This is a genomic window from Lysinibacillus sp. Bpr_S20, from assembly GCF_023337835.1.
Taxonomy (GTDB): Bacteria; Bacillota; Bacilli; order Bacillales_A; family Planococcaceae; genus Lysinibacillus.
The window spans coordinates 282,171-305,641 of sequence record NZ_JALNLQ010000005.1 but is presented as its reverse complement, the minus strand read 5'-3'; the positions used below and the strand labels follow the sequence as shown (position 1 = coordinate 305,641).

Genomic DNA, 23,471 nt, shown 5'->3' with positions numbered 1-23,471 from the left:
TGGGATATTGCTACGGATTTAAAAATTGTGGACTTTGAACGTGGTGCAAAAGTGACTGGTAGCCGTTTCTTATTCTACCGTGGTCTTGGTGCTCGCTTAGAACGCGCTTTAATGACGTTTATGATGGATTTACATGCAGAAGAGCATGGCTATGAAGAAATACTACCACCTGTCATTGTTAATCGTGATAGCTTGACGGGTACTGGAAATCTTCCTAAATTTGAAGAAGATGTTTTTAAATTAGAGGAAACAGATTATTTCATGATTCCAACGGCAGAAGTACCTGTAACAAACTTCTATCGTGATGAAATTTTACCTGTTGATGCATTACCACAAGGCTTTGCAGCATACAGCGCTTGCTTCCGTTCAGAGGCAGGCTCTGCGGGTCGTGATACACGTGGTTTAATCCGTCAGCACCAATTCAACAAAGTAGAATTAGTACGCTTTGTAAAACCAGAGGAGTCCTATGAACAGCTAGAGTTGTTAACAGGTCATGCTGAAAAAGTACTGCAATTACTAGGCTTACCGTATCGTAAACTAAAAATGTGTACTGCAGATTTAGGATTTATTGCAGCGAAGAAATATGATTTAGAAGTTTGGATCCCAGCACAAAACATGTACCGTGAAATTTCTTCTTGCTCTAACTTTGAGGATTTCCAAGCACGACGAGCAAATATTCGCTTCCGTCGTGAGCCAAATGCAAAACCAGAATATGTTCATACATTAAACGGTTCAGGTCTTGCGATTGGACGTACAGTTGCTGCTATTTTAGAAAACTACCAACAAGCTGATGGAAGCGTAGTAATTCCTGAAGTTTTAAGACCATACATGGGTGGTAAAGAAGTAATTGCGCCAAAATAAATAACGGCTAAAAGCTATTTTGGATATCCTTTACAGGTAATTGTATTACCTTTTTATCGATTTACAGATGCTTTTAATAATATCGGGTGTGTAAACAGTTGTAGTATTTATGTTAAAAGGAGAACGTACTCTAAAATCGGAACGTATTGAACAATTTGCTAAGATAATGAGGATCACACAAAAAGCAGGTAATGTTAGAAAAGACTGGATGTTCGAGTAAGAAACTAATATAAAAGCCACCAAGTTTTTTTATAGTGGCTAAGGAAAGAATTGTTACCAAACGACACTTTGGAAAGGTTTGTACTTCAACTAACGAAGCAAGTTACTTAAGAAGAAGGAATTTAAGAAAAGAATATAGAAATACCAGCAGGAGAATAAATTTTTTAGGGGGTAAAATGAAAAATAAAAACATTTTAAAAACGATAAACTGGACAACTTTCACAACCATTGTATTGGTGGGTATTGTTACAGCAGCAATTACGCTATATGACTTAAATACAGACACTACTTATGGTGAAGAAGGACAATCTCGTGCGGAATTCCGTTGGTTCTTTTTACACACAATCATTTCAGTTGCTATACTTTCAATTTCGTCTTTTTTAGCTTTGGGTTGGAAACGATTATTTCCTTTTAACGTACCTATTGCAATAATAATAGTTGGTTTTTGTTATGCACTATTTTTCCTTACATTCACGATTGGATGGGTCGGTCTTATAGGAATATTTGGTTTTTTTATTGCATTCCTAATTGGGGTAATCTTAATAGTATCATACTCAATTTTCAATTTTCTTGAAAATCGCAAGACCAAAAAAATTTAACTGGTTAGAAGTGTATGAAAAGATACTTTATTAGCTAACGCGTGCTTAAATTTCACTAGGATTTATAAAGCATACAAAATAAATCAAATAACCGTTCCCAAATCAAAGTTTGGAAACACATCAAAAAGCCACGAATGTTGTGAAATCAACGTTCGTGGCTTATCTTATGAATATTGTTTAAGTGTTGTTTTAATCACTTTTGTTAAAAGTCAGTCATAGCAAAGGTTTTGAAGCATTTGAATTAATGTTGCACCATAGTCTTTGATGAATAAAATCGTGTATAAAAAATTGAAGTCTTATCGTTGTAAATCCGCATAAATCTGACGAGCCCCCTTATTGAAGTAACAGGGTGCTTTAGTTAAATTTTCGATTCAAAAAAGACAGAATTTATTCTACACGTTGGTTTTGTAGATTAAATCTGCCTTTTTTTAAAACAGTAACAATCTTTGAGAAAACAGCCTTTAGCAAAGATTGATTTGATATTTACTGAATCGAAAATTTATACGAAAACATCCTTTATTATTTGTCATCAAAAAGTATTCAAAGAATTAAACGCTCGTTAAGTTGTACAAAAAAGGTACTGCGAATTATTCCAGTACCTTTTTGTATGCTAATTAATTGTCTTTTTAACCTGCGATTTTGCTTTTTGTACTTCAAAACAGAACCCGTTAGTTTACTAATGGATTTTTATTAACAGTAAACATCTTTTCAATACTTTCAATAAAAAGGAAATCTATTCTTACATAGTTTGCCCATTGTCTACTGTAATGATTTGTCCTGTTAGTGACTTTTGAAGAAGTGTATAACAAATGGTTTCAGCAATGTCCTCAGGAGTGGAAATCCTTTTCAATAAAATATTTCCAGCTACGGCTTCCATTTTTTCTTCATTTCCTTTCCACCATCTTGTACCGACAGCACCGAGAGCAATACAATTAATTCTTATGCCTAACGATAGTGAAAACGCATGTGATTTTGTTAGTCCAAGAACAGCCGATTTTGTTACTGCATATGGGACCGAGGAGCCTAAGCGGGTTATTCCTGCTATACTTCCAACATTAACAATTGCTGAATCTTATCCTTTTACATCATAAAGTTTTATCCCAGATTGAATCAGTCGCCCCATCAAAATCATAGCCAATTGATGCGTAATACCAACATTGTTAACGAGATAATCTAACTTTCCAAACTTTTGAATACAAGCCAGAATCATTTCTTTCGTTTGATGCTCGTCACTAATATCGGCTTTATGCAATAGCCCAGGATTTGATAATTGATTGAACGTATTCGTGCTTCTTGTACCGAATTTGAATAGTTTATAACGACCTTAGTCCCTAGAGAAGATAACTTTAAACAGGTTGCACTCCCAATTCCTGTTGCACCACCAGTTACCACTACCACTTAAGAAGTATCACAAGAGTTTTTCTTTTATAAATTTGATTCTATTATTCCTAAGTAAGGAATATCACAAACATTTTTTTATTTACTATGAATATTCTCTTTGGTTAGGTCTATATCCTTAATTCTAGAAAAGCTTGAGATAAGTTATATGACATTAAAGTTTTTATGGTTACTAATAACAACATTTGGAAATGTTTCGGAGTAACCAATGGGTTTAAGGGTTGCTTCGAAGTGAATGAACTCCATGACCAGTCATTTTAGAAACTTTATTTTTAATAAGAATGTCTGCTTATTGTGGAAAGGGGACATTTTTTTGTGAAATGTGTGATACAAAGTAAATTGCCTTATATGGCGATACAAGGTTGCTTGATTTATTCCGGTAAGAATTAAAATTCCTTCGAAAAATCTAGTTGATGTTAAGGTAGTATTTCCTCACCCTGTTATAGTGTCAAGATTGATATGGATAAATGTACTTACGGTTTCAAAATTGAAATATTTGATTACAAACATTTATCTCAATAAAACTAATTACCTTTAACTCAACTAACGGCGTCTTAGTAGAAGAAATTAGAGCTTTTATGTTGTCCTTCCTCCTTTGCCTAAACATTTTTATCTGCTTATACATTTAATAAAGTAAGTCAACAGATTCTATGTCTAACTATGACTATTGAATTAAATTATATAAAAATGATAAGGAGGAAATTAATTTGAAATTAAAAAAGTTTATTGATGCATTACCGATTCCACCTACTATTAAACCAACCGGAATACATGATGGAATCCCTTACTATGAGGTGTTGATGCAGCAGATAAAACAAAAGCTACATCGGGCCTTACCACCGACAACAGTTTGGGGATTTAATGGTTTGTATCCCGGGCCGACATTTGATGTTCTCAGGGACCATCCAATTCTTGTGAAGTGGGAAAATAAACTACCTTTTACACATCTTCTGCCAGTGGATACTACTGTTCACGGTGCTGATCCTAGTCAACCACCTGTCAGAACGGTAGTTCACTTGCATGGGGGGCGTGTTCGCCCTGAAAATGACGGATATCCAGAAGCATGGTTTACCAAAAACTTTGAAAACTTTGGCAGCAAATTCGTGCATGAAGTTTACTACTATCCGAATTGTCAGCGTCCGACAACTCTCTGGTATCACGACCATGCCCTTGGAATCACTCGATTAAATGTTTATGCCGGCTTAGCAGGGTTTTACCTTATTCGAGACAAGGAAGAAGAAAAACTAAATCTCCCCCGAGGAGAATTTGAAATTCCATTAGTTATCCAGGATCGTTCCTTCTATGATGACGGTCAACTGTTCTATCCTTCCCAGCCCGGACAAAAACCACCACCTGCACCACAACCACCACCTCCAATAGATCCTGATCTTCCGAATCCATCGGTTGTTCCAGAATTTTTTGGAGATACAATTCTAGTCAATGGGAAGGTATGGCCCTATCTTAGAGTTGAACCGAGAAAATACCGATTTCGAATCCTCAATGGTTCTAATGCCCGTTTTTACCGTATGCGATTGAGTTCAGGTCAAAATATCGTTCAAATCGGTACGGATGGCGGGTTATTAGAAAAACCTGTGTCAGTTTCTGAAATCATACTGGCTCCAGCAGAACGAGCGGATGTAATCATCGATTTTTCAAAACATAGAGGGCAGAATATCATACTGACAAATGATGCTCCAACCCCTTTTCCTGATGGCGTCCCCCCTTCTCCAGATCTTTCGCAAATTATGGAATTTAAGGTTAACCAAAAATCTTCCAAGCCGGATACAAGTACAATACCTGAAAGACTAAGTTGCTTGGGAAAACTTGATCCTAAAGATGCTATCCATGTAAGAAAAAACCTTTTAGTTGAAAATACTGATGAATTTGGTCGACCGTTGCTTGAACTCAATAACATGAGGTGGTTCGACCCTATTACAGAAACACCATATAATGGCACAATAGAAATTTGGGAACTTTATAATTTAACCCCCGATACTCATCCGATTCATTTGCATCTAGTTCAATTCCAGATTCTTAATCGAGCACCAATTACCGTGGATGAAAATGGGAATATCATTAAAGTAGGGAAAGCAAAGAAACCGGATCTGAATGAAATGGGTTGGAAAGATACCGTACGTGCAAACCCTGGAGAAGTTACCCGTATTATTGCACGTTTTGGGCCGTTTACCGGAACATATATATGGCATTGCCATATCCTTGAACATGAAGATCATGATATGATGCGCCCGTACCAAGTACTCCAAAACCATGATTTTGACCCATGCATCCCTATTCCAGGCGTATGCCTGGACGATTCATTTACCCAGTGCTGCGATCATGGCCATAAATATTGTGACTGTATAAAGTATCATGACGAGGATGAGTAAAGTCCTCATCGCCATCTCCGTAAAGGGGATTACAGCGATGAGTGATTCAAATTTTTATCACCAATACTTTGACTATATTATTATCTGAACCGGACCAGCTGGTGCAGTTATGTATCCTAAGATAAACAAATAATAAAGTTTTATAAAAATCATCTCTTCAGTTATCCTTTGAGATGATTTTTTTATTGGACATTTATGTTAAAACTGATATTTATCTTGTGAAGATTTCTTCCAATCCTTCCACCGTATGGTCCACTTTATCAAACAAACTTAACAATTGACCAAATGATTGCCATTCAACGCTATCATAAAATTGGCGTCAAGAATTTAAATAAATGGAAATTACCGGTGAAGGGAGAATAATTGGGGATTTGTGGTATTATATAGTGAGCGAAGAAACAGAATAAAATTTTCCAACGAGCTTCGCAAACAATTTGAAATTACCAATAGGGGGGCCTGCCGACAAAATTTAGAAGGATAAATCAGTTCCTACTTTTATAGAATAGGCTGAAATGGTATTTACTTAGGTTATAGTAACAGCTAGGTTTTAATAGCTGAGAACTAAAAGGAGAGATTTCATTATTTATGTTTAAAAATTTTTTTGGAAAGTGCTTAGTAACTTTTTTTGTTTTACTTTTACTTATCCCTGTTTCAAATCAAAAGGCTACAGCTAATTCACTACCTCAAAATGAAATGCGTGCAGCCTGGATTGCAACAGTGTCTAATATTGATATGAAGGCTGGTATGAGTAAAACCCAATATACTCAATGGGTTCAAAGTACCTTAGACAAATTAAAAGCTGATAACTTTAATACAGTTATTTTTCAAGTTAAGCCATTAAATGATGCACTGTATCCGTCTAAGCTTGCTCCATGGTCATCGTATATAACAGGCAATAGACAAGGGACCAATCCGGGTTTTGATCCATTGCAAATAATGCTAGACGAAGCACATAAGCGAGGATTAGAACTTCATGCTTGGGTAAACCCATATAGGGTCACTATGCCTTCGCAATCTTTGTCTAATCTTGCTGCCAATAATGTAGCCCGTAAAAATTCTAATTGGGTAGTGAAATACGGTAAACAATACTATTTAGATCCTGGGTTGCCGGAAGTTCAAAATTACTTATTATCAACCATAAAAGAATTAGTAAGCAACTATGATATCGACGCTGTACATATGGATGATTACTTCTATCCTTATAAAATAAAAGGAGAGACTTTTCAAGATCAACGAACTTTTAAAAAGTATGGTAGCTCATTCAATAATATTGAAGACTGGCGCAGAAATAATGTTAATCAATTAGTAAAAAAGGTTTATGCAAGCATTAAGGCAATTAAACCTCATGTTCAATATGGAATATCTCCGTTTGGAATTTGGCGAAACAAAGGACAAGATTCGACTGGTAGTAACACGAATGGAATGAGTAACTACGATGATATTTATGCTGATACAAGACAGTGGATTAAAGATGGAAGTATCGATTATATTGCGCCTCAAATCTATTGGTCTAGAAATCATAAAGCAGCAAATTACTCTGTTTTATTAGATTGGTGGGGAAGAGAAGTTCAAACGTACGCAAAAGTCCATCCTATAAATCTATATATTGGCATGGCCAATCATAAAGTTGGAAATGATTCTGATACTGCATGGAATAATAAGACGGAACTTATCAGCCAAGTAATCGCCAACAGAGCAAATAAAAATGCTCAAGGACAAATGCATTTTTCTCTAAGAAGTATTAACAATAACGCTCTTGGATATGCTTCTTATCTAAAACAGCAACTATACAATTATAAAGCTTTAACACCTACAATTTATTGGAAAGGCTCTGCAATACCTTTATGTCCAACTGATGTTAAATTGAGTAAAGAGTCTTTCGGCATGAAGCTTACTATTACAGATAAAAATAGTACTCAACCAAGGAAATATGTAATATACCGATTTGAGGGAACAAAAGAAGGATCATATAAAGACGTTAAAAATATAGTAGACGTGGTTTATAACACACAAGGTAATACTGTTTATGTAGATACTATTGCAAATAATAGTAAAGTATACACATATGGTATAAAGTCTATATCTGCTACAGGTGTGGAAAGTAAAACTGCTTTTGTTCTAAAAGGCGGAAATCCCAACCAGTAGCAATAGAGCAACACCTGAAGGGCCAGAGCAACTAGAAAAACCTGTAGATCCAAAGCTTATTGGTAGAAAATAATCGATCTTTTTTAGAATCCATTTTGATAATCTTTTTTCAAAATGGATTCTTTTTATTTATCGTAAATTAATGATTGCGTTAGCAAATTTAGCCTTTCAAATTACTGGTTCGCCTGTACAAGCTGCATGTGTAGTATCAATTAGTGCTTTAGCTACTTTTATAATGGGATTACTAGCTGGATTTTATAGATAAGTTTCCTAAAAAACATTTAATGTTAATTTGTGATATACTTCGTGTATTTTTGAATTGACGCTTTTTAATATCGAATCTTATATGTATATGTTATTTAGATATTATGGGAAGTTGGCATATTCAAGCCCTCCTCCACGCCAAATAATTTTAGTTTACATAATATAAATACTTTGGTCACAGCTTTCTAATTATCGGATGTTTCCCATAATTTATCGTTCAAAGGGGGATTATTCGTTTGAATAATGCTAATTATCGTTCGATCTAGACTTGTCCAATATTCATAAAAAATATTCATTAGAGTGACAAATTTAGCTGGTTGTTACAGAATCAAGATACATGTTGGTTGAAGAATAAATACATATATTATTGATATTAGAACGGGAATATTTGAGAAGTCGAACGTGTAAATTTGTATGTTCGACTCTTCTTAATTAGTTACATAATATATAGAACAATTGATAAATCTGTTTTAAAATATTGGTGAAGCATTTAGATTTAAACGGGGTCCCTTTAGAAAAATGTGGATTTACAACGTTAAGGCAAATATGAATAAACAAGAGCAAGCACAACCTTATTAGGTGTTGTGTTTGCTCTTGTTTCAAATAGCGATAGAATGCTGCTTTGTAGCCAGACTTAGATTAAAATAGAATAATAAAAATAATTTAATTTTATGCAACTAATTACTATTCAGAATGCTCTAACGGTATGTAAGGAAAGAAGAGGTGTTATAGATGGAATCTGAAATTTCTAGTATAAAAACGCATTTTGATAAAGATTTAGATTCGGCGTTAGATGTAAGTGAAAAACTGTTACATTTTCCACGAATAAACTTCGTTACATCTGAATTAAGCCAAATCCGTAAAATAAATAATTCATCCCAATCAATTGTTCATTTTTATACATTAAATTGATAACACGCTGAAGTATGAACTCTCTCACAGCAATAGCTTCGTTGGCTATTAGAAGGACTATCGATTCAGCAGCCAAAGGCAATTGTGAAATCTGCAAAAGGTGTCTTTAAACCGGTCTATCATTAATGGTGCAATTATCCATAATATGAAACTGAACGGAAATATGGTAATCGATTTGACGAATGTTAATCCGAATTAAGAAGAGGTGGAGTCAGATTTATGCGGATACAACGATAAGGACAAACACACCCAAACCACGCTTTTTGGTGCATTTTTACTTCAACTTACGTGGCAGAATAATGAAAAATCAGTTAATATTTAAAATAAACATTTGTAAAGAAAAGGGGAGAAATTTATGTTTTCTAATGAAGAAAGAGAGTCTATTTATAAAGTTATTTATAATAGGAGAGATATTCGAAGTTTTTTATCAACTCCTATCCCTGAAAACATTATACATAGAATATTAAATGCAGCTCATCATGCACCTTCAGTAGGATTTATGCAACCTTGGAACTTTATTTTGATTTCCACTGACGAAATTAAAGAAAAATTGGCTTGGGCAGCAGAAAAAGAAAGCCGAGCATTAGCTATTCATTATGATGGGGAGAAAAAAATGAAATTCCTTGATTTAAAAATTGAGGGTTTAAAAGAAGCTCCTATAACTATTTGTGTTACATGTGACCCTACAAGAGGAGGTTCCCATGTATTAGGACGAAATTCAATTCCTGAAACAGATATTTTATCAACAGCCTGTGCTATTCAAAATATGTGGTTAGCAGCTTGTGCTGAAGGACTTGCGATGGGGTGGGTAAGTTTTTATAAAAAGAATGATATTAGAGACATTTTAGAAATACCACCACACATCGATCCCATTGCTCTTATATCAATCGGTTATACTGAAAATTACCCAGAAAAGCCCATTTTAGAGTTAGCTAATTGGGAAAAAAGACGTTCTTTAGAACATCTTATTTTCGAAAATAAATGGGGACAAAACTAAAGACTTATTAATCTATCGGAGTCTTTGGTGCAACTAGGATTTAATAACTTATACATAAATAAACCTAATAACGTTCCCCAGTCAGACTTTGGTGACTCTACGAAGAAAGCTTTCTAAACGACGTTTTGGAACTTGTTTAGAAATTATTTGACTGATATAGAAACAAAAAAGGAATAATGTTACAATATGTAGGATTATATTAATATATGAGGTATTTCTTATGAAATTATTACTTTACTTTTATTACACTATCGCAGTTCTTGCTATTATCACTTTTACTTATGATTTAGTTAAGTTAGGCACTTTCAATTGGTCTTCTCTTGCAATAACAATTAGTATGATTGGGATTGCAACGGGATTAAAAAAGAACACTAAAAACATTCAATCTAAAGTCGGATAAAATAAACAATCAATGCTTTAAAAGCAGAAGCACAACAGCGAGTAAAGCCTACATCAAGTTCGATTGATACGTTTATTTAAGCTATACAATCACATACAAAATAACGTTGCCAAACAAAAGTTTGGAAACACACCAAAAAGCCACGAAATGTTGTTAAATTAACGTTTCGTGGCTTTTCTTATGAACATTGTTTATACGTCTTTTTATACAGGTGGCATAAACGGTTGAAGTATCAGTATTTTTACTTGTTTGGTTTGTTCTTCACTTTGCATAAAATCGTGTATATTTCTTAACGTTGTAAATCCGCATAAATCTGACGAGACCCCTATATAGAACAAAATGGTTTAGAACTTACAGAGCTATTTAAACTATATGAATTTTCATCTTTTCTTAATTAACTGTAAACTCTCTTAGCAAAGAAATTTTAACATGGTAAAATATAGATTGGTATGTATATGGTAAATGACGTGATGAACTATATTCAAAATCTAATTTAAGGAGCGAAAATACATATGGCGAGGAAGAGAAAAACGTTACCTAAAAATTTTAATGAACTAATTGAAGCAGGTGATATTGCGGCATTACAAGAGGTATTTACAAAGTGCGAGCTAGATGCATATGGTGGTTATAGTAAAACAACAGCCTTAAGCTTTTTCAATGTACCGGAAGAATTGGTTCGCTGGCTCGTGGAACAGGGGGCAAATATAAATGCGAGAGACAATTACAAAAGATCGGCTTTACATAATCAGGCAATAAGTTGGCGGGGGAATATTGAATTGCTTCTTGAGTTAGGTGCAGATATAGAAGCCTTGGATTATCAAAACGAAACACCTTTATTTGCTGCGGCTGCTTTTTTCAGACCAAATGCGGTGCGCACATTGGTTTCTAAAGGCGCAAATATTAGCGCGGTGAATATGATGAATGAGACGCCTTTGGACAAAGCTTTAGCAGTATGTAGAAATATAAATATTGTTGAACTAGTGGAAATTTCTGAGATTTTTCTGAGCGCGGGCATAGCTGTAACGCCGGAAATGAAAAATTCTATTAAGCGAATTGGAAAAGACTTCGAATTTCACAGAGAAGGTTTTAATAAAGAATATTTGAACGAAACGGATGAGGCACTTTCCCGGCTTTATGAGCTATTTGAGGTTCCACCAGTAGAGAAGCGAAAAACGCATGATGGTACGTCTCCAATAACAGTATGTACAAAGGGCTGGCACGCGCAACATAATGAACTTTGGAATTTACTAATTCCTTCGCAAGGACATGCGCAAACTGTACAAGGAGAGGTTATTCGTATTACTGGTAAAGTCTCATACGAAATTTTAGATAACGGCGGCATCAACTGGGATAATGATTTTCGTAAAATGCTCAAAAGTTTGAACCATTACATTAGCTTAGGTACGCCATTACATCCAGATGAAATTCAGGAGTCTATCACTTTAGCGAAAGAACTTCACAATGGCGATGGAGATGTGGAACCTGCGAGACTATGCGAGTTGGCAGTGCAATGGGTACTTAGCAATCCGAATCTGATTATTTTAGAACAGCCCGAATATAAGCGCTAACATATTTAACGAATCCAATAAGCATTTTTATAAACAATAATATCCCTTTTGCTAAGCACTTAACGGCTAAGAAAAGGGGATATTATGCCGTAAGTGATGCAACGTGAAGCGGGTAGATGGGAGGCTTGCCTTTTTTATTAGCATGAAATGATTTTGCGGATAGTTTAGTCAAATTAGTTGGTAGCAACATCAAAGAAAAAGATTACTGAAGACTTGGAAGAATACACCAAGTCTTATCTTTAAATTTGACACTTTAAATTTCGATAATAAGTATCTTGAAAAAAAGTTGAGTATGATCTTGCAAAATCTAATAGAAGACAAAGTGAAACCGAAATAAGGATAGTATTATATATTGCTTATGAGTTATTTAATACATACAAATATTGAAGGAATAAGGAAAAGCTGCAATCTATAGTTTTAGAAAATCAATGAGGTGTTCACCCTGGATTATGTAAAATAAGGAAACGCGAAATACTTTTATTGTGCCCTGTGAGAGCGATCGGAATGGGCAACGGTACGTGTTACTTAATCTCGATACGTTTCATAGCGTTAAATGAAAGGGCGTCTTGAGCAACATAGCGAACTATATTGTATTGAATAATCCAAAACATTCGTATTTAAGTGGTGAAAGTGCTATTCATCCACAGTCTGAACACTTCAATAATTAAATAAACACGAATATTATATTTAAAAAGGGCAACAAAAACAACAATCAATAAAAAAACGCCATTTTTAATTGACAAATAATCCATATATTAATCCTTCAATAGAAGGTAAAAATGTAACATCACCGATTCAGACACCTGATTGAAACCCTTATTCTTATCGTCAACAAGTCGGGTTTCAATCAGAAGGTTTTACAATGCCGACAACAAATATGAATTATGCTTATCAACCGCAGTTAACAACTAATCATTATCAGTCTATCTATCCAAATTATTTGAACGGTTACGATTTTTCAAATAAAAAATAACTACCCAATTACGGGTAGTTGCTTCTTTCTTAAAGAACAAGAAATCGAAATATTCAAAAAGAATCACTTTCTATTCAAACTCAACATGTGTATAGATTTGAGTTGATGTAATACTTTCATGGCCAAGTAATTCTTGCAGTGTTCGTAAATCAACGTTTTCTTTATTTTGCTGTAACATCAATGTTGCAAAAGTATGCCGTTAGTGATGTAGCGAGAAGCGGGTAGGTGGAAGGCCTGCTTTTTTCAATACATCTTTAAAAATGACATGTAAACCCCGCGGATCTAATGCTTTACGATTTTTATTTAGAAAAACAGGTTCTGTTGGATAAATTTGATATGATCTTAAAGAGGCTTTATAGGATGCCAGAAGCGGTATTAAGTGTGGATGAAGGGGCAATATCCGTTCTTTTTTCCCTTTTCCATCAATTCGAATCGTTTCATTTACCAGATCAACTTGTTCCCATGTTAATGAAACAAGTTCAGAACGTCTTATACCTGTTGTTGCTAATAATTTAAACATGAGCTCATTCCGCATCGAAAAACGCGATTTGGCGCGTTCTAGATAGTCAAATAGCTGCTTTAGATCCGTTAATGTCATATACACAGGAAGTTTATCATCGGTCTTTGGCGATTCAATCCCGTGCGTAAAATCATTAGCAAGGTATCGTTCTATTAAACAATATTTGGCGAACGATTTTAAGGAAGAAATTTTTCGGTTCACCGAACGAGGTTTTTGTTTTAAAGATCCTAATAGATATTGGATAAAGCGACGTACTTGGGTCTTGGTAATCTCATTTAAACAGGTTGAACAGCCATGGTCCGTTAAAAAGGTTAAGAAGAGCTGTAAATCGTATTCATAACTCGTAACCGTATTTTCCGAGTAATTTTTTTCAATCTCAATATACAATACAAGTACAGATATTATGGGTAGTTGACGTATCTAAGCCCCCCTCCACGCCAAATAATTTTAGTTTACATAATATAAATTATAGGAAGTTATGTTTCAATGAAAAGTATACTAATAACAGTGAGACAAAACGTGTTGTAAAAGGTCAGATGAGACAAATAGTTTTAGACACCAAAATTCACATGAGTCTTTATCATTTAATTTCTAGCTTCAAAATTCTTTCTGTCCTTAAAAATAAAATATTTTCCCTTGATTTTAAACCTTTAGTTTTGGACTTCTTTTTCTTTTAATACATATAATGCAGCCCCGATATCACTTAAAACTGCTTGCCATAGCGTAAGTTATCCAAGGAAAAACAACACTAAAGCAATAACCTTAAAGATACCCTAAATATTTAGAGTAATTAAATGTGTGTTGTGATCTTCCTTTGGTCTTCTATTATTGCATCTATATGAACCAATTCTTTTGTCGTAATCCTCATTATCCTAGCAAATTGTTCAATACGTTCCGATTTTAAAGTACAATCTCCTTTTAAATCCTACAAGTCCTTTACTTACATCTAATTGTTCAGCTAGCCATTCATAAGATTTATCCTCAGCCTCTAACCAATTAATTATTTTGTTAATTACGATGTCGTTAGTTTTCATATCATACTCCCCACCTATCTATAAAAAACTAATCATTCTATATAGGCATCCATAAAGTTTTTATTCATTCGATGGAAATAATTGTATGATTAACTACTTATAATAAACAACATTTTTTCTGAAGAACAATACTAAATAACCAGTCGTCAATTAAATTTCGACAACTGGTTAGGTGTATACTTTTTTATCAGCAATTTTCACTTCTACCTGTAAAAAGGATACTAAACATTTGTTTTTATAGAAGCAAGATCTCATCTTCTTTTGCAAATTCATTTTCTATAAAAAACTTTTTTACTTTTTGCTGGTTGGCTGTATAAATAATCAGCACTAAAGATTTAATAGCTCGACTACATGCAACATTAAATAATCTGTTTGTTTTATGAAAGATTATTACGTTCTTTCATGGGAGTTTAAGTAATTTCTCCACAAGGTGATTACATATCATTCGTAAGTAGCAAGACTTTGTTCAATTCTCATTTTTACTACCCCAGGATACTGATATGTACGCTGTAATTGATTAGCTGTTAGATTCTTAAGTAAATATATCCAGCGTTCATGTAGACAATCTTTTTTTCAAACAGTACGACTTTATTTCAAAGACACAACGATCTTACTACACGCTTTTTATTTATCCCATACTCTCATCTGCTAGTACTACTATTTTTTATTACCAAATTAGCCGTTTCACTCGGATGGTTAAGAGGAAAATGATGACCATATGGAACAAAATCAACCTTACCAAGATGCGAAGGAGCAGAATAGCCTCTGTCATAATCCCCCCAAATAATGCGAAGATTATACTTTGTTACTTCATTGAAATCACCTTGAACGTTTTTCAATAGTAAACTGTTAAGCTGAACCGTAGTATTTAAAATTCTAGGAGAAGTAAAACTGTTACTTATTTTTTCAATATAATGTTCAGGGATGCTCTCAGTACTTTCAAATAAACCATTACTTAATAAATAACGCTCTATCAAATTAGTAGTTGCCAATTTCAATGTCCATTTGTTCATAAATTGAGGAACATTTATCGATTTAGCATTTTTTTTAGCAACAGGTGGCTGAAGTAAAGTAATTGTATACTTCTTATCTATGTACTTTTGTACTAATGCTTCCAAAAGAATATACGCACCAAATGAATGGCCAATTAGATGGGCACCATTATTAGCTTTCTCCAATAACTTTTTCAATACATTTAAATAGATATTTAAAAGATTTTTCTCTCGTTTAAAAGGAGAACGTCCCAAACCTGGAAGGTCCATGATCCATACAGGTCGACCCGTTTTTTCATGAAGCTCTTTCCCTAAAGGAAATAAATCCTCTCCATCACTTAATAAACCATGTAATAAAATAAACGGTTTACCCTCTCCTTGTGATTGGTAAATGGTAGTATTATTACATAATGTTCGTTTAAATAAATGACTGTGCTGGCCATTTTGATACATCATGCGATAATCCAGATCAGCTATTACCGCTGGGAAATATTTCATTACATTTGTCTCCTTAAACCAATCTTCTCCCATAATTTTTTTCGCTGAACCATTTGAAAATGTTCGATTTGTAATAAAGTTCAGCCCATCAGCAGGAATTTTGGTTATTTTGCTTACGCCACTATTCATAAGTGCTTTCATAAATGGCAATGGGGCAGAAATTTTAGGTGCAGTCATATTCATACTTTCTGACATAGCATCTAATAATTCTGAAATATTTTGATCATGTTGTTTATCTTCAACAAGTGTATATGTTTGTATAGTTGGTTGCTCCAATCTGAAAACCTGCACAATAAACTTTGCTAGTTCATCGTTTGCAATAAGTGGTAATCTATATTTCTTACCCCCAGGGATCACTGGCAAGAGCCCTTTTCGCATACTCATCACAAGCAAGCCTAAGCCTACTGTTTGCTCCGTACTCCCTGTTTTACTACTACCAACTACAGTTGGTGGATTAATTACTGAAAGCGGATAACCTACTGTTGATGCCTGCTGACGGATATAAAGATCTGCTAAAAACTTTGTTCTCTCATATGGATTTTTTATTTTCAAAAAATTGTTTCCTTCTTTAAACACATCTATCGCAATCTTGCTATTTTTATCATCAAAGGGACTCATATAGCCTACAACATGAATAAATTGTTGCAATCCCTTCAATTGATGAATTTTTTTAGCCAATTCACTAATATGTTGGGCACCATTCAAAAATACGGAAGCTGCCTCTTTGCTTGTCGCTTGAATATCCATGGGGCCTCCTGCGTGAATAATCACATCCGTTTTCAATACCCACTCCTTATCTTCAGCACTTAGACCTAAGTCTATTTTCGTCAAATCACCTTCAATAAAGTGCATAACTGCCTCATTTAAGATGCCTCTTTCTTGATAAATGCGTGTTGCTTTACTTTTCGATCTCACTAATAGAAGAATTGTAACATGCTCTTTGGCTAATTCCTTCACTAATTGCTTTCCAATAAAACCTGTTCCACCAGTTAAAAATACTGTTCTCATATAAATCCTCCTTTTAGTACTATTCAGTACTAATTTGATGTAAAAAAAATGCTTCATTTATCGAAGCAAGTTAAAAAATTGATCTGCTGTTGTCATGATTACAGTTGCATCCTTCAGTGTTTCTGAAATAAATAGCGCTCCTTCAAGATTTGTAATAAAAAGAGATGCAACCTCGTCAATATTAATTGTCTTTCTAAATTCTCCATTCTCTATCCCTTGTTTAAGTAATAGAGAAACTTTCGTTTGTAATCCTACAAAAAAAAGACCTATTTTTTCTTTTACTTTTATGGCATTTGTAGGGCTTTGAATATAAAGCGTAATAAATGGACAGCTCCCCTTATATTCTCTCGTCTGAACTCCTTGGGATAATTGCTTTAAAAACAGTTGGATACGATCTTCAACTAATAATTGGTTTTGAGATAGTAAGCCATCAATTGCAGATTGATACATTTCAATCCAATAATCAACGACCCCTTCCAACAATTCTTCCTTATTAGAGAAGTGATAATACACATTAGACTTTGAAACTTTGCTTACACGAACTAATTCATCCATGCTTGTATAAGCAAACCCTTTTTCTAAAAATAATGTTGCAGCTACTTCAATCACACGTTTTTGATTCATTAATTTTACTCTTGTCATAATTAGTACTGTACAGTACTATAATGGGTGTTGCAAGTATTTTTGTTAGTTTAATAAAAAAATTGATCAAAAAAGCTATACTTTAATTGATTTACTGCTAAAAATTAATCTCATTTTGAACAAAGTTGAACTGAATCCTAAAACTGTTTTGGATGGCTTGCAATTTTTCACTTGTGTTTTAACGCTAGGTTCATAAATTTTTGAAAAGAAAACAAATATTTTTTTGGTCAATTACGACACAGCTATGCAACGCATATTAAATAGAACAGCGGGTATTAAAGTACACTCCCCTTTCTTTATCACCTTTCCCTCCGAAAAAATCAGGTAACTAACAATGTAAAGCAGCAAAGAATTTTTCTAGTCGTTAACACAATCAGGAAAACTTAGTAAAAGATGTTTACAAACAGCTTAAAGATAGATATACTTACAAAGTAAACAAAAAATTCTTAAGGAGGTCGAGTGAAATGATCGTAATCGTTAAATTGATGTCATTAACAACTTCAGTAAAAATGAAATTCACACATTCGACCGGATTGGAATGGATCGCTTAAGTTTTTTTTGTAATTAAGCATACCCATACCGCAGGGAGAAGTGTGCCCCTGCGGTATTTTTTGTGCCTTTTTTTCACCGTGGGGGAGTCTCTCTACGGTTTTTTTCATTTTTCAGGGTAATTTAAGGAGGTGATAATAAATGATATTAAACATTTTTTCTCTCACGATAACTATTACAAAACGTGAGATTTCTCTTGAGAAAGCACTTCATAATGAAAATGTGAAAAAAATCTTTGAAGAGAACCGAAGAAAAGTAGAAAATTATCTTCGTATTCGTCAATATTAATTTTGTTAATTAAAAAACATGAAAGGTGGGAATTGAAATGATTTATATGATCAAAAGACGATATGCAGTTTTATGGGTGGAGAAAGACACAACCACCAGATGAAGTAATATAAAGTGACAATATAGCTATTTAATTTTATAAAGCTAACCCGTTCTAATCTAGGACGGGTTGCTTCAGGAGGTATTTTGCACTTTTTTATGCGATATTTTACACCTACAAATTGATGTAGTTTATGAAAATGCGGAATTACAATGTTAGGGAAATTCTAATTCTAAAAGCGTAATTCCTCGATACTAAAATTGAATTTGGCAATTTTTAGCTCAATTCCATTGTTCTTTCCCCTAGCCATCCATGTAGCGAAAAACAGCACCCGATTGCGGAATATTGAATAACACAAAACATGCTTGTAATACTGCGATTTCTTCTGTATAAGGAGAAGCCAAGTCTTCTTTCACAAATACTAAACCTTCTTCATTCATCGTTTCACTTGCCTTTGCAAGCATATCTGCCTCATAGTTTGTAACTTCTACTTTCGGATCAATCTTTTAATGTTAAATATATACCGAAATTACCACAAAAGCCCACTTCAACAAAAGAACATTACCTTCTTCTTCCCTTTTAGAGTCTTCATGTACAAAAGAAAATGCTAACGATTAACTATTCATAAATTCATTACTAGAAGTACCTGTAATTGGATGATATAATTTTTACGTATCTTTAATTTAGAAGGAAGTGAATTCATGAGTGATTTAGAAAAAATCAAACTCGTGAAGCCACCATTTCCCAAGCTACGATGTTTTTCTTTCAAACCTATAATTATCTAGGAGAGGATTATTTTGAAGAAAAACATCGGAAACAAAACACCTAGCTTATTATTACTGATCGTATTAGTAGGCTTCCCACAAATTAGTGAAACGATTTTTAGCCCATCCTTACCTTCTATCGCAGAAGTGTTTGAAACTTCTATGAGTGATGCACAGCTTACGATGAGTGTGTACTTTATCTCATTTGCCTTCGGGGTATTTTTCTTTGGGCGTTTATCCGATAAAATCGGTCGTCGTAAGGCAATGCTTTATGGGCTGTTTTTATATTTTGTTGGTAATGTACTTTGTTTAGTAGCAAATGAAATGGCGGTTTTATTAGTCGCACGCTTTATTCAAGCGTTTGGTGCAAGTGTTGGCTCTGTCGTGACACAAACAATTTTACGTGAAAGTTTTTCTGGTGTTGAGCGTCATAAATTGTTTGCTCAAATTTCAGCTGCCCTTGCCTTCACGCCTGCAATTGGTCCGTTAATCGGTGGTTTTACCGATTATTATTTTGGCTTTAAAATCGTATTTTTAGTGTTAGTTACTATGAGCATTATTGTATTTTGCTATGCGTTTTTGCGCTTACCTGAAACAGCGCTTACTACAATCGAAATGAAGCCTATACTACCAATTGTGAAGCGCATGATTGCAAATGTGCGTCTATGGCGCTACGGCGTATTAATTGGCGGTATTAACGGTGTATTATTTAGCTATTATACCGAAGCACCATTTATTTTTACGCAATATTTTACACTAACAAGTGCGATGTATGGTTTTTTAGGCATTATCGTTGCGCTCGCTTCTATTGCAGGTGCGATGCTATCTAAACGACTCGTTAGCCACACAAAACCTGAGAAGATTATCGTACACGGGTTAGTCATTATGCTCATCGGTACATTGCTCGCTACATCGGTACATTTTTTACCGATTTCATTACAAATGCCAACCATGATTGTTAGTGTGTTTATTATTTTATTTGGTACAGGTACCGCTTTACCAAACTGTTTAAGCTTAGCGCTCATTGACTTTCAAGACGTCATTGGTTCTGCAGGTGCGATATTTAGCTTAGGTTATTATTTACTCGTCAGCGCTACAATTTATGGTATGAGCATTTTCCATAACGGAACAGTCCTTGCGATGCCACTCTATTTTTTAGCAATAGGGATTATTATGCTTTTAATAAGCTTACCCTTACTTAATAAGAAAGGCGCGATGCATTAAAAAGTTGCACCGTTTCCAAAAAGATAATATTTTGACCCTCACGCTATGTAATAGGCGTCACGATTGCATTTATGCTAAGTTGAAAATAGACTTTAGGCACCTCGAAAGTGATTAAACTTTTTTATAAAAACTAAACTTAAATCTGCTAGGTAAGAATCCATTTTGATCAATCTTTTGTCAAAATGGATTCTTTTTATATATCGTACTGCATCACCCAGATGAAATAACCATCGTATCCTCCAGTAAATAATGACTTTTGATTCTGGTGATGGGATCACTCGTCTGTAATCCCATTCGGTATCTTCCGTCAACGTAAAGTCTTTCAATTCTTCCCCTGAGAAAAAATACACCAATTGATGCTTGATCATCTTTGTCTACCCATTTTGCGTTCCATACATGCCATTGCTATGTGCGCCGCTTCTCAAGTTACCTCCCTATGGCCTGTTTCCGCCATTACGTTTTTACAATGATTATCAGAAGTCTTCTTGTTTTGGTTGTAATATGGTATTCCCTCTTCCCTATTTCTTTTACTCCTTAGTTAATGATATGTTCATGCATATAACGTAGCCATTACATGTTAGAAAACGCTGTCTAACCATGATTTTTAGCGGTTTCTTGGCATGTCATCTTTTTGATTTGTATCCTTTCCCTTTCTGCATGTTAGTCAAAATAAAAAATCAGCCCTACAATCGAGCTGATTCGCTACAATATAATTTCCAATACAAGTAGAATAATCCCTTTTAACATCCTACGGTTTAAAATATGACGTAGGTTGCGATTTAGGAACGGAAAGTCTATTTATCCAATGGCCCCTGTACCGCCAACTGATAGTCAATGTTTTAAATTCCATTGATATAAAAGCTTTATTCTACACTTTTTAACGATTCAATCATATTTATTTTCGTAACTTTTCTTCTAAGAAGTAAATTAGAGACAATCGTTAGTAAAAATGCAAGTAATACAGCAACCAAGATGATGAAACTATTCAATTTATCAGGGATTTGCTGATGGGTGCTTGATAGAGCCTTTACAATCAATTTATAAACATAGCCACTGATTGGTAAAGCCACGATGACCGCAAATGAAGTAAGTAGGATGTTTTCCAAAAAGATTAGTCTGTTTATTTTATTTTTTTGATAGCCTAATACCTTAAGCGTTGCAAGCTCCCGATTCCTTTCATAAATGTTTATGGAAGATATCGTATAAATGGCGCCAAAGGAGAGTATGATGGCACTTATGATGAACATGATAAATACAAAACTGTTTTGTTTGACAATATATTGAGCTGATTTTTTTATGTCATTCTTATCAGCAATTGTATCTACAGTACGATCTTGTTCAAAAAAATGACGAACGTTCATTAGATCTGCGGAGCTATTTGCTTGAACTAAAATTGTGGTTGGATTGTAATCTATGTTGAATCTCTTTAAGTATCCTGGTGTACTATAAAACGATGGATTCGAATATTGTGTAGATATATTTAAAACCTCCATATCTACAGTAGTATTTTTAAGCTCTGGCGCTGTGAACTTTACTTTGATGGTATCCCCTTTTGAAATATGGTATTTATCTGCGTAAGACTTGGGTACAAGTAAACCATTATTTTCTAAAGATAGCCCATTTTCCTTTTCATCAAAGAAATGAATGAGATTGTTTTCTTCCTCAGTAACAACTAAAGTTGCGCTTTCTTTTTCATTATCTTTTATGATTTCAATAGGAAAAGAGGATAAAAAGTAGCTCTCTTTTATTCCAGATGGTTGTTTTACCGTATGAAGAGATGTACCGATCGTATAATCTACTTTTAAATCATAGGTATAAACTTCTTCAATTTGATCAGCTACTTTTAGTAAGGAGGCTTGAGTACCAAAAGCGGTGATCAGTAAAACGGTGCTAACAACAACCCCCATCGAACTCGCTATAGCCTTTCGCTTATTTAAAAATATATTTCTCAATATGAGTTTATAACTGTAAGAAATAGAACCCCAAAGACTTGGAACTCTTTCTATTAATAGCTTTTTCATCTTCTTTGGCGGTTTAGGACGCATAGCCTGAGCTGCGCGTTCTTTTAGTACAGACCTACTACTGAAGTAACATGCTAGAACGCCAAAAGCACTTGAGAAAATAATAGGTGGAACAATTGAAAATAGAGACAGTGAGAATTTAATGTCAGGCAGAGAGTAGGCCCTTGCGCACGATGTTGTTACTAAAGGGATAAAAACAAAAGCGGCCAGAGCACAACCAATGATTGAGCCTAGTATACTTGCCAGCACGGGGTATCCCATATAGTGAAGCATAATGTTGCTATTTTTCACACCTAAAGCTTTCATAATACCAACCTGATTCCTTTGAGAATCGATAGTTCTCGACATGGCCAAAAACAGGATAATTGCCTCAATCAAAAAGAGTACTAAAGGAATAATCTTGCTCATTAAGTTATTATTATCTATCGTTTGATTGATTTTAGAATAATTTAAAGTCCGTTCCTTCTTTACTTGATCTAAATAACTTAGCCCTTCAGATTGTGCTTTAATGGATTTACCTAATTTGTCAATATCGTACCCTTCTTTAGCATCAACGATCAATTCATTAAAGTATAAGCCATTTAAGATTTCAGGTAATGTTTCCTCAGCAATATATGCAACCCCGTACGTTTTATGGTCTTGAATTTCGTTCTTTTTTGCATGTTCTACATTCTCACCCAAGCCACTAATTGTAAAGTTAACATTACTGTCATTTGCATTTACTGTGATTTGATCACCAACACGATATTGATGCTCTTTCGCATAACGAGAATCTAATAAAATCTCACCCTTGTTTAAGGGTAGATTCCCTTCAATGATAGTAGGCGTATTTATTTCATTGTTTTCAGGGATCGAATGAATTTTTAATACCGTTTTGTCATCTTCAAAGGTTTGCGTAGCATCAAATGTATAACGTCCTTCAATTTTATCGATGCCTTCAATTTTACGTAAACGCGTCACATCATTTTTAAAAAGTTGACTGTAATACACATTTAAATCACTCAAATGATGTTCTTGAAAGTAATTCTTTGTATAAGCACTAAGAGTATTACTATAGGTTACTAATCCTGCATAAAAAAAAGCACCTACTGCAATCACAATCGTTATGGCTATAAACTGCCCCATAGATTGTTTAATGTCCCTCAATAACTTTAAAAACAATTTCATA

At 34.2% G+C, this 23,471-nt stretch carries 15 protein-coding genes and 2 pseudogenes; 9 read left to right on the top strand and 8 right to left on the bottom strand.

The genetic code is table 11. The features are described 5' to 3' along the window. Both serS and MWJ95_RS15260 read left to right on the top strand, forming a co-directional pair. Nucleotides 1–861: serine--tRNA ligase (gene serS, locus MWJ95_RS15265; protein ID WP_249106548.1), on the top strand; the 861-nt coding region annotated here is incomplete at its 5' end. Nucleotides 862–1,256: 395 nt separating this feature from the next. After that, nucleotides 1,257–1,679 (top strand): RND transporter, encoded by a 423-nt coding sequence (locus MWJ95_RS15260; protein ID WP_249074716.1) that lies wholly within the window; start codon nucleotides 1,257–1,259, stop codon nucleotides 1,677–1,679. A 739-nt stretch (nucleotides 1,680–2,418) separates the two neighbouring features. On the opposite strand, the pseudogene MWJ95_RS15255 reads toward MWJ95_RS15260, so the two are convergent. Continuing rightward, nucleotides 2,419–3,077: pseudogene (locus tag MWJ95_RS15255) on the bottom strand (SDR family NAD(P)-dependent oxidoreductase). 707 nt (nucleotides 3,078–3,784) lie between these two features. On the opposite strand from MWJ95_RS15255, the gene MWJ95_RS15250 reads away from it, so the two are divergent. The 5 genes from MWJ95_RS15250 to MWJ95_RS15230 all read left to right on the top strand — a co-directional run bounded on the left by MWJ95_RS15250 (nucleotide 3,785) and on the right by MWJ95_RS15230 (nucleotide 11,750). Further along, nucleotides 3,785–5,464 carry a multicopper oxidase family protein gene (locus tag MWJ95_RS15250; RefSeq protein ID WP_249106546.1) on the top strand — a complete coding sequence of 560 codons (1,680 nt, stop codon included), beginning with the start codon at nucleotides 3,785–3,787 and terminating at the stop codon, nucleotides 5,462–5,464. A 585-nt stretch (nucleotides 5,465–6,049) separates the two neighbouring features. Further along, nucleotides 6,050–7,609 carry a glycoside hydrolase family 10-like protein gene (locus MWJ95_RS15245; protein WP_249074714.1) on the top strand — a complete coding sequence of 520 codons (1,560 nt, stop codon included), beginning with the start codon at nucleotides 6,050–6,052 and terminating at the stop codon, nucleotides 7,607–7,609. Nucleotides 7,610–9,140: 1,531 nt separating this feature from the next. Continuing rightward, nucleotides 9,141–9,782 (top strand): 5,6-dimethylbenzimidazole synthase, encoded by a 642-nt coding sequence (gene bluB, locus MWJ95_RS15240; RefSeq protein ID WP_249106544.1) that lies wholly within the window; start codon nucleotides 9,141–9,143, stop codon nucleotides 9,780–9,782. Nucleotides 9,783–10,002: 220 nt separating this feature from the next. After that, nucleotides 10,003–10,182 (top strand): hypothetical protein, encoded by a 180-nt coding sequence (locus MWJ95_RS15235; protein ID WP_249074712.1) that lies wholly within the window; start codon nucleotides 10,003–10,005, stop codon nucleotides 10,180–10,182. Between the two features lie 512 nt (nucleotides 10,183–10,694). After that, nucleotides 10,695–11,750, top strand: coding sequence for an ankyrin repeat domain-containing protein (locus tag MWJ95_RS15230; RefSeq protein ID WP_249106539.1), 1,056 nt, complete (start codon nucleotides 10,695–10,697; stop codon nucleotides 11,748–11,750). Between the two features lie 1,043 nt (nucleotides 11,751–12,793). On the opposite strand, the pseudogene MWJ95_RS15225 reads toward MWJ95_RS15230, so the two are convergent. From MWJ95_RS15225 to MWJ95_RS15210, 4 genes and pseudogenes are all read right to left on the bottom strand, one after another. Next, nucleotides 12,794–13,630: pseudogene (locus tag MWJ95_RS15225) on the bottom strand (tyrosine-type recombinase/integrase). Nucleotides 13,631–14,127: 497 nt separating this feature from the next. Beyond that, nucleotides 14,128–14,277 carry a hypothetical protein gene (locus MWJ95_RS15220; RefSeq protein ID WP_249074710.1) on the bottom strand — a complete coding sequence of 50 codons (150 nt, stop codon included), beginning with the start codon at nucleotides 14,275–14,277 and terminating at the stop codon, nucleotides 14,128–14,130. 641 nt (nucleotides 14,278–14,918) lie between these two features. Beyond that, nucleotides 14,919–16,775 carry an alpha/beta fold hydrolase gene (locus MWJ95_RS15215; RefSeq protein WP_249106538.1) on the bottom strand — a complete coding sequence of 619 codons (1,857 nt, stop codon included), beginning with the start codon at nucleotides 16,773–16,775 and terminating at the stop codon, nucleotides 14,919–14,921. Nucleotides 16,776–16,832: 57 nt separating this feature from the next. Continuing rightward, nucleotides 16,833–17,399 carry a TetR/AcrR family transcriptional regulator gene (locus tag MWJ95_RS15210; RefSeq protein ID WP_249106537.1) on the bottom strand — a complete coding sequence of 189 codons (567 nt, stop codon included), beginning with the start codon at nucleotides 17,397–17,399 and terminating at the stop codon, nucleotides 16,833–16,835. Nucleotides 17,400–18,107: 708 nt separating this feature from the next. Between MWJ95_RS15210 and MWJ95_RS15205 the strand changes: the two genes are divergently transcribed. Then, on the top strand, nucleotides 18,108–18,254 hold the full coding sequence (locus tag MWJ95_RS15205) for a YrzI family small protein (protein ID WP_249074707.1): 147 nt from the start codon (nucleotides 18,108–18,110) through the stop codon (nucleotides 18,252–18,254). Between the two features lie 342 nt (nucleotides 18,255–18,596). Here the strand turns inward: MWJ95_RS15205 and MWJ95_RS15200 are convergent, their stop codons facing one another. Further along, nucleotides 18,597–18,758 carry a hypothetical protein gene (locus MWJ95_RS15200; RefSeq protein WP_249106536.1) on the bottom strand — a complete coding sequence of 54 codons (162 nt, stop codon included), beginning with the start codon at nucleotides 18,756–18,758 and terminating at the stop codon, nucleotides 18,597–18,599. A 333-nt stretch (nucleotides 18,759–19,091) separates the two neighbouring features. Here MWJ95_RS15200 and MWJ95_RS15195 point away from each other — a divergent pair, with 333 nt between their 5' ends. Then, nucleotides 19,092–20,282, top strand: coding sequence for a multidrug effflux MFS transporter (locus MWJ95_RS15195; protein ID WP_249106535.1), 1,191 nt, complete (start codon nucleotides 19,092–19,094; stop codon nucleotides 20,280–20,282). Nucleotides 20,283–20,374: 92 nt separating this feature from the next. Here the strand turns inward: MWJ95_RS15195 and MWJ95_RS15190 are convergent, their stop codons facing one another. After that, the gene (locus tag MWJ95_RS15190; RefSeq protein WP_249106534.1) at nucleotides 20,375–20,650 is read right to left on the bottom strand and encodes a hypothetical protein; all 276 of its coding nucleotides are present in this window, start codon (nucleotides 20,648–20,650) and stop codon (nucleotides 20,375–20,377) included. 495 nt (nucleotides 20,651–21,145) lie between these two features. Beyond that, nucleotides 21,146–23,470, bottom strand: coding sequence for an ABC transporter permease (locus MWJ95_RS15185; RefSeq protein WP_249106532.1), 2,325 nt, complete (start codon nucleotides 23,468–23,470; stop codon nucleotides 21,146–21,148). Nucleotide 23,471: the final 1 nt, after the last annotated feature.

Excerpts from the sequence above, each read along its gene's own strand:
- MWJ95_RS15205 (WP_249074707.1), top strand. The coding sequence starts at position 18,108 with ATGATATTAAACATTTTTTCTCTCACGATAACTATTACAAAACGTGAG.
- MWJ95_RS15245 (WP_249074714.1), top strand. The coding sequence starts at position 6,050 with ATGTTTAAAAATTTTTTTGGAAAGTGCTTAGTAACTTTTTTTGTTTTA.
- MWJ95_RS15185 (WP_249106532.1), bottom strand. The coding sequence starts at position 23,470 with ATGAAATTGTTTTTAAAGTTATTGAGGGACATTAAACAATCTATGGGG.
- MWJ95_RS15220 (WP_249074710.1), bottom strand. The coding sequence starts at position 14,277 with ATGAAAACTAACGACATCGTAATTAACAAAATAATTAATTGGTTAGAG.
- MWJ95_RS15260 (WP_249074716.1), top strand. The coding sequence starts at position 1,257 with ATGAAAAATAAAAACATTTTAAAAACGATAAACTGGACAACTTTCACA.
- MWJ95_RS15230 (WP_249106539.1), top strand. The coding sequence starts at position 10,695 with ATGGCGAGGAAGAGAAAAACGTTACCTAAAAATTTTAATGAACTAATT.
- MWJ95_RS15210 (WP_249106537.1), bottom strand. The coding sequence starts at position 17,399 with ATGAATCAAAAACGTGTGATTGAAGTAGCTGCAACATTATTTTTAGAA.
- MWJ95_RS15215 (WP_249106538.1), bottom strand. The coding sequence starts at position 16,775 with ATGAGAACAGTATTTTTAACTGGTGGAACAGGTTTTATTGGAAAGCAA.
- MWJ95_RS15190 (WP_249106534.1), bottom strand. The coding sequence starts at position 20,650 with ATGATCAAGCATCAATTGGTGTATTTTTTCTCAGGGGAAGAATTGAAA.
- MWJ95_RS15200 (WP_249106536.1), bottom strand. The coding sequence starts at position 18,758 with ATGCTTGCAAAGGCAAGTGAAACGATGAATGAAGAAGGTTTAGTATTT.
- bluB (WP_249106544.1), top strand. The coding sequence starts at position 9,141 with ATGTTTTCTAATGAAGAAAGAGAGTCTATTTATAAAGTTATTTATAAT.
- MWJ95_RS15235 (WP_249074712.1), top strand. The coding sequence starts at position 10,003 with ATGAAATTATTACTTTACTTTTATTACACTATCGCAGTTCTTGCTATT.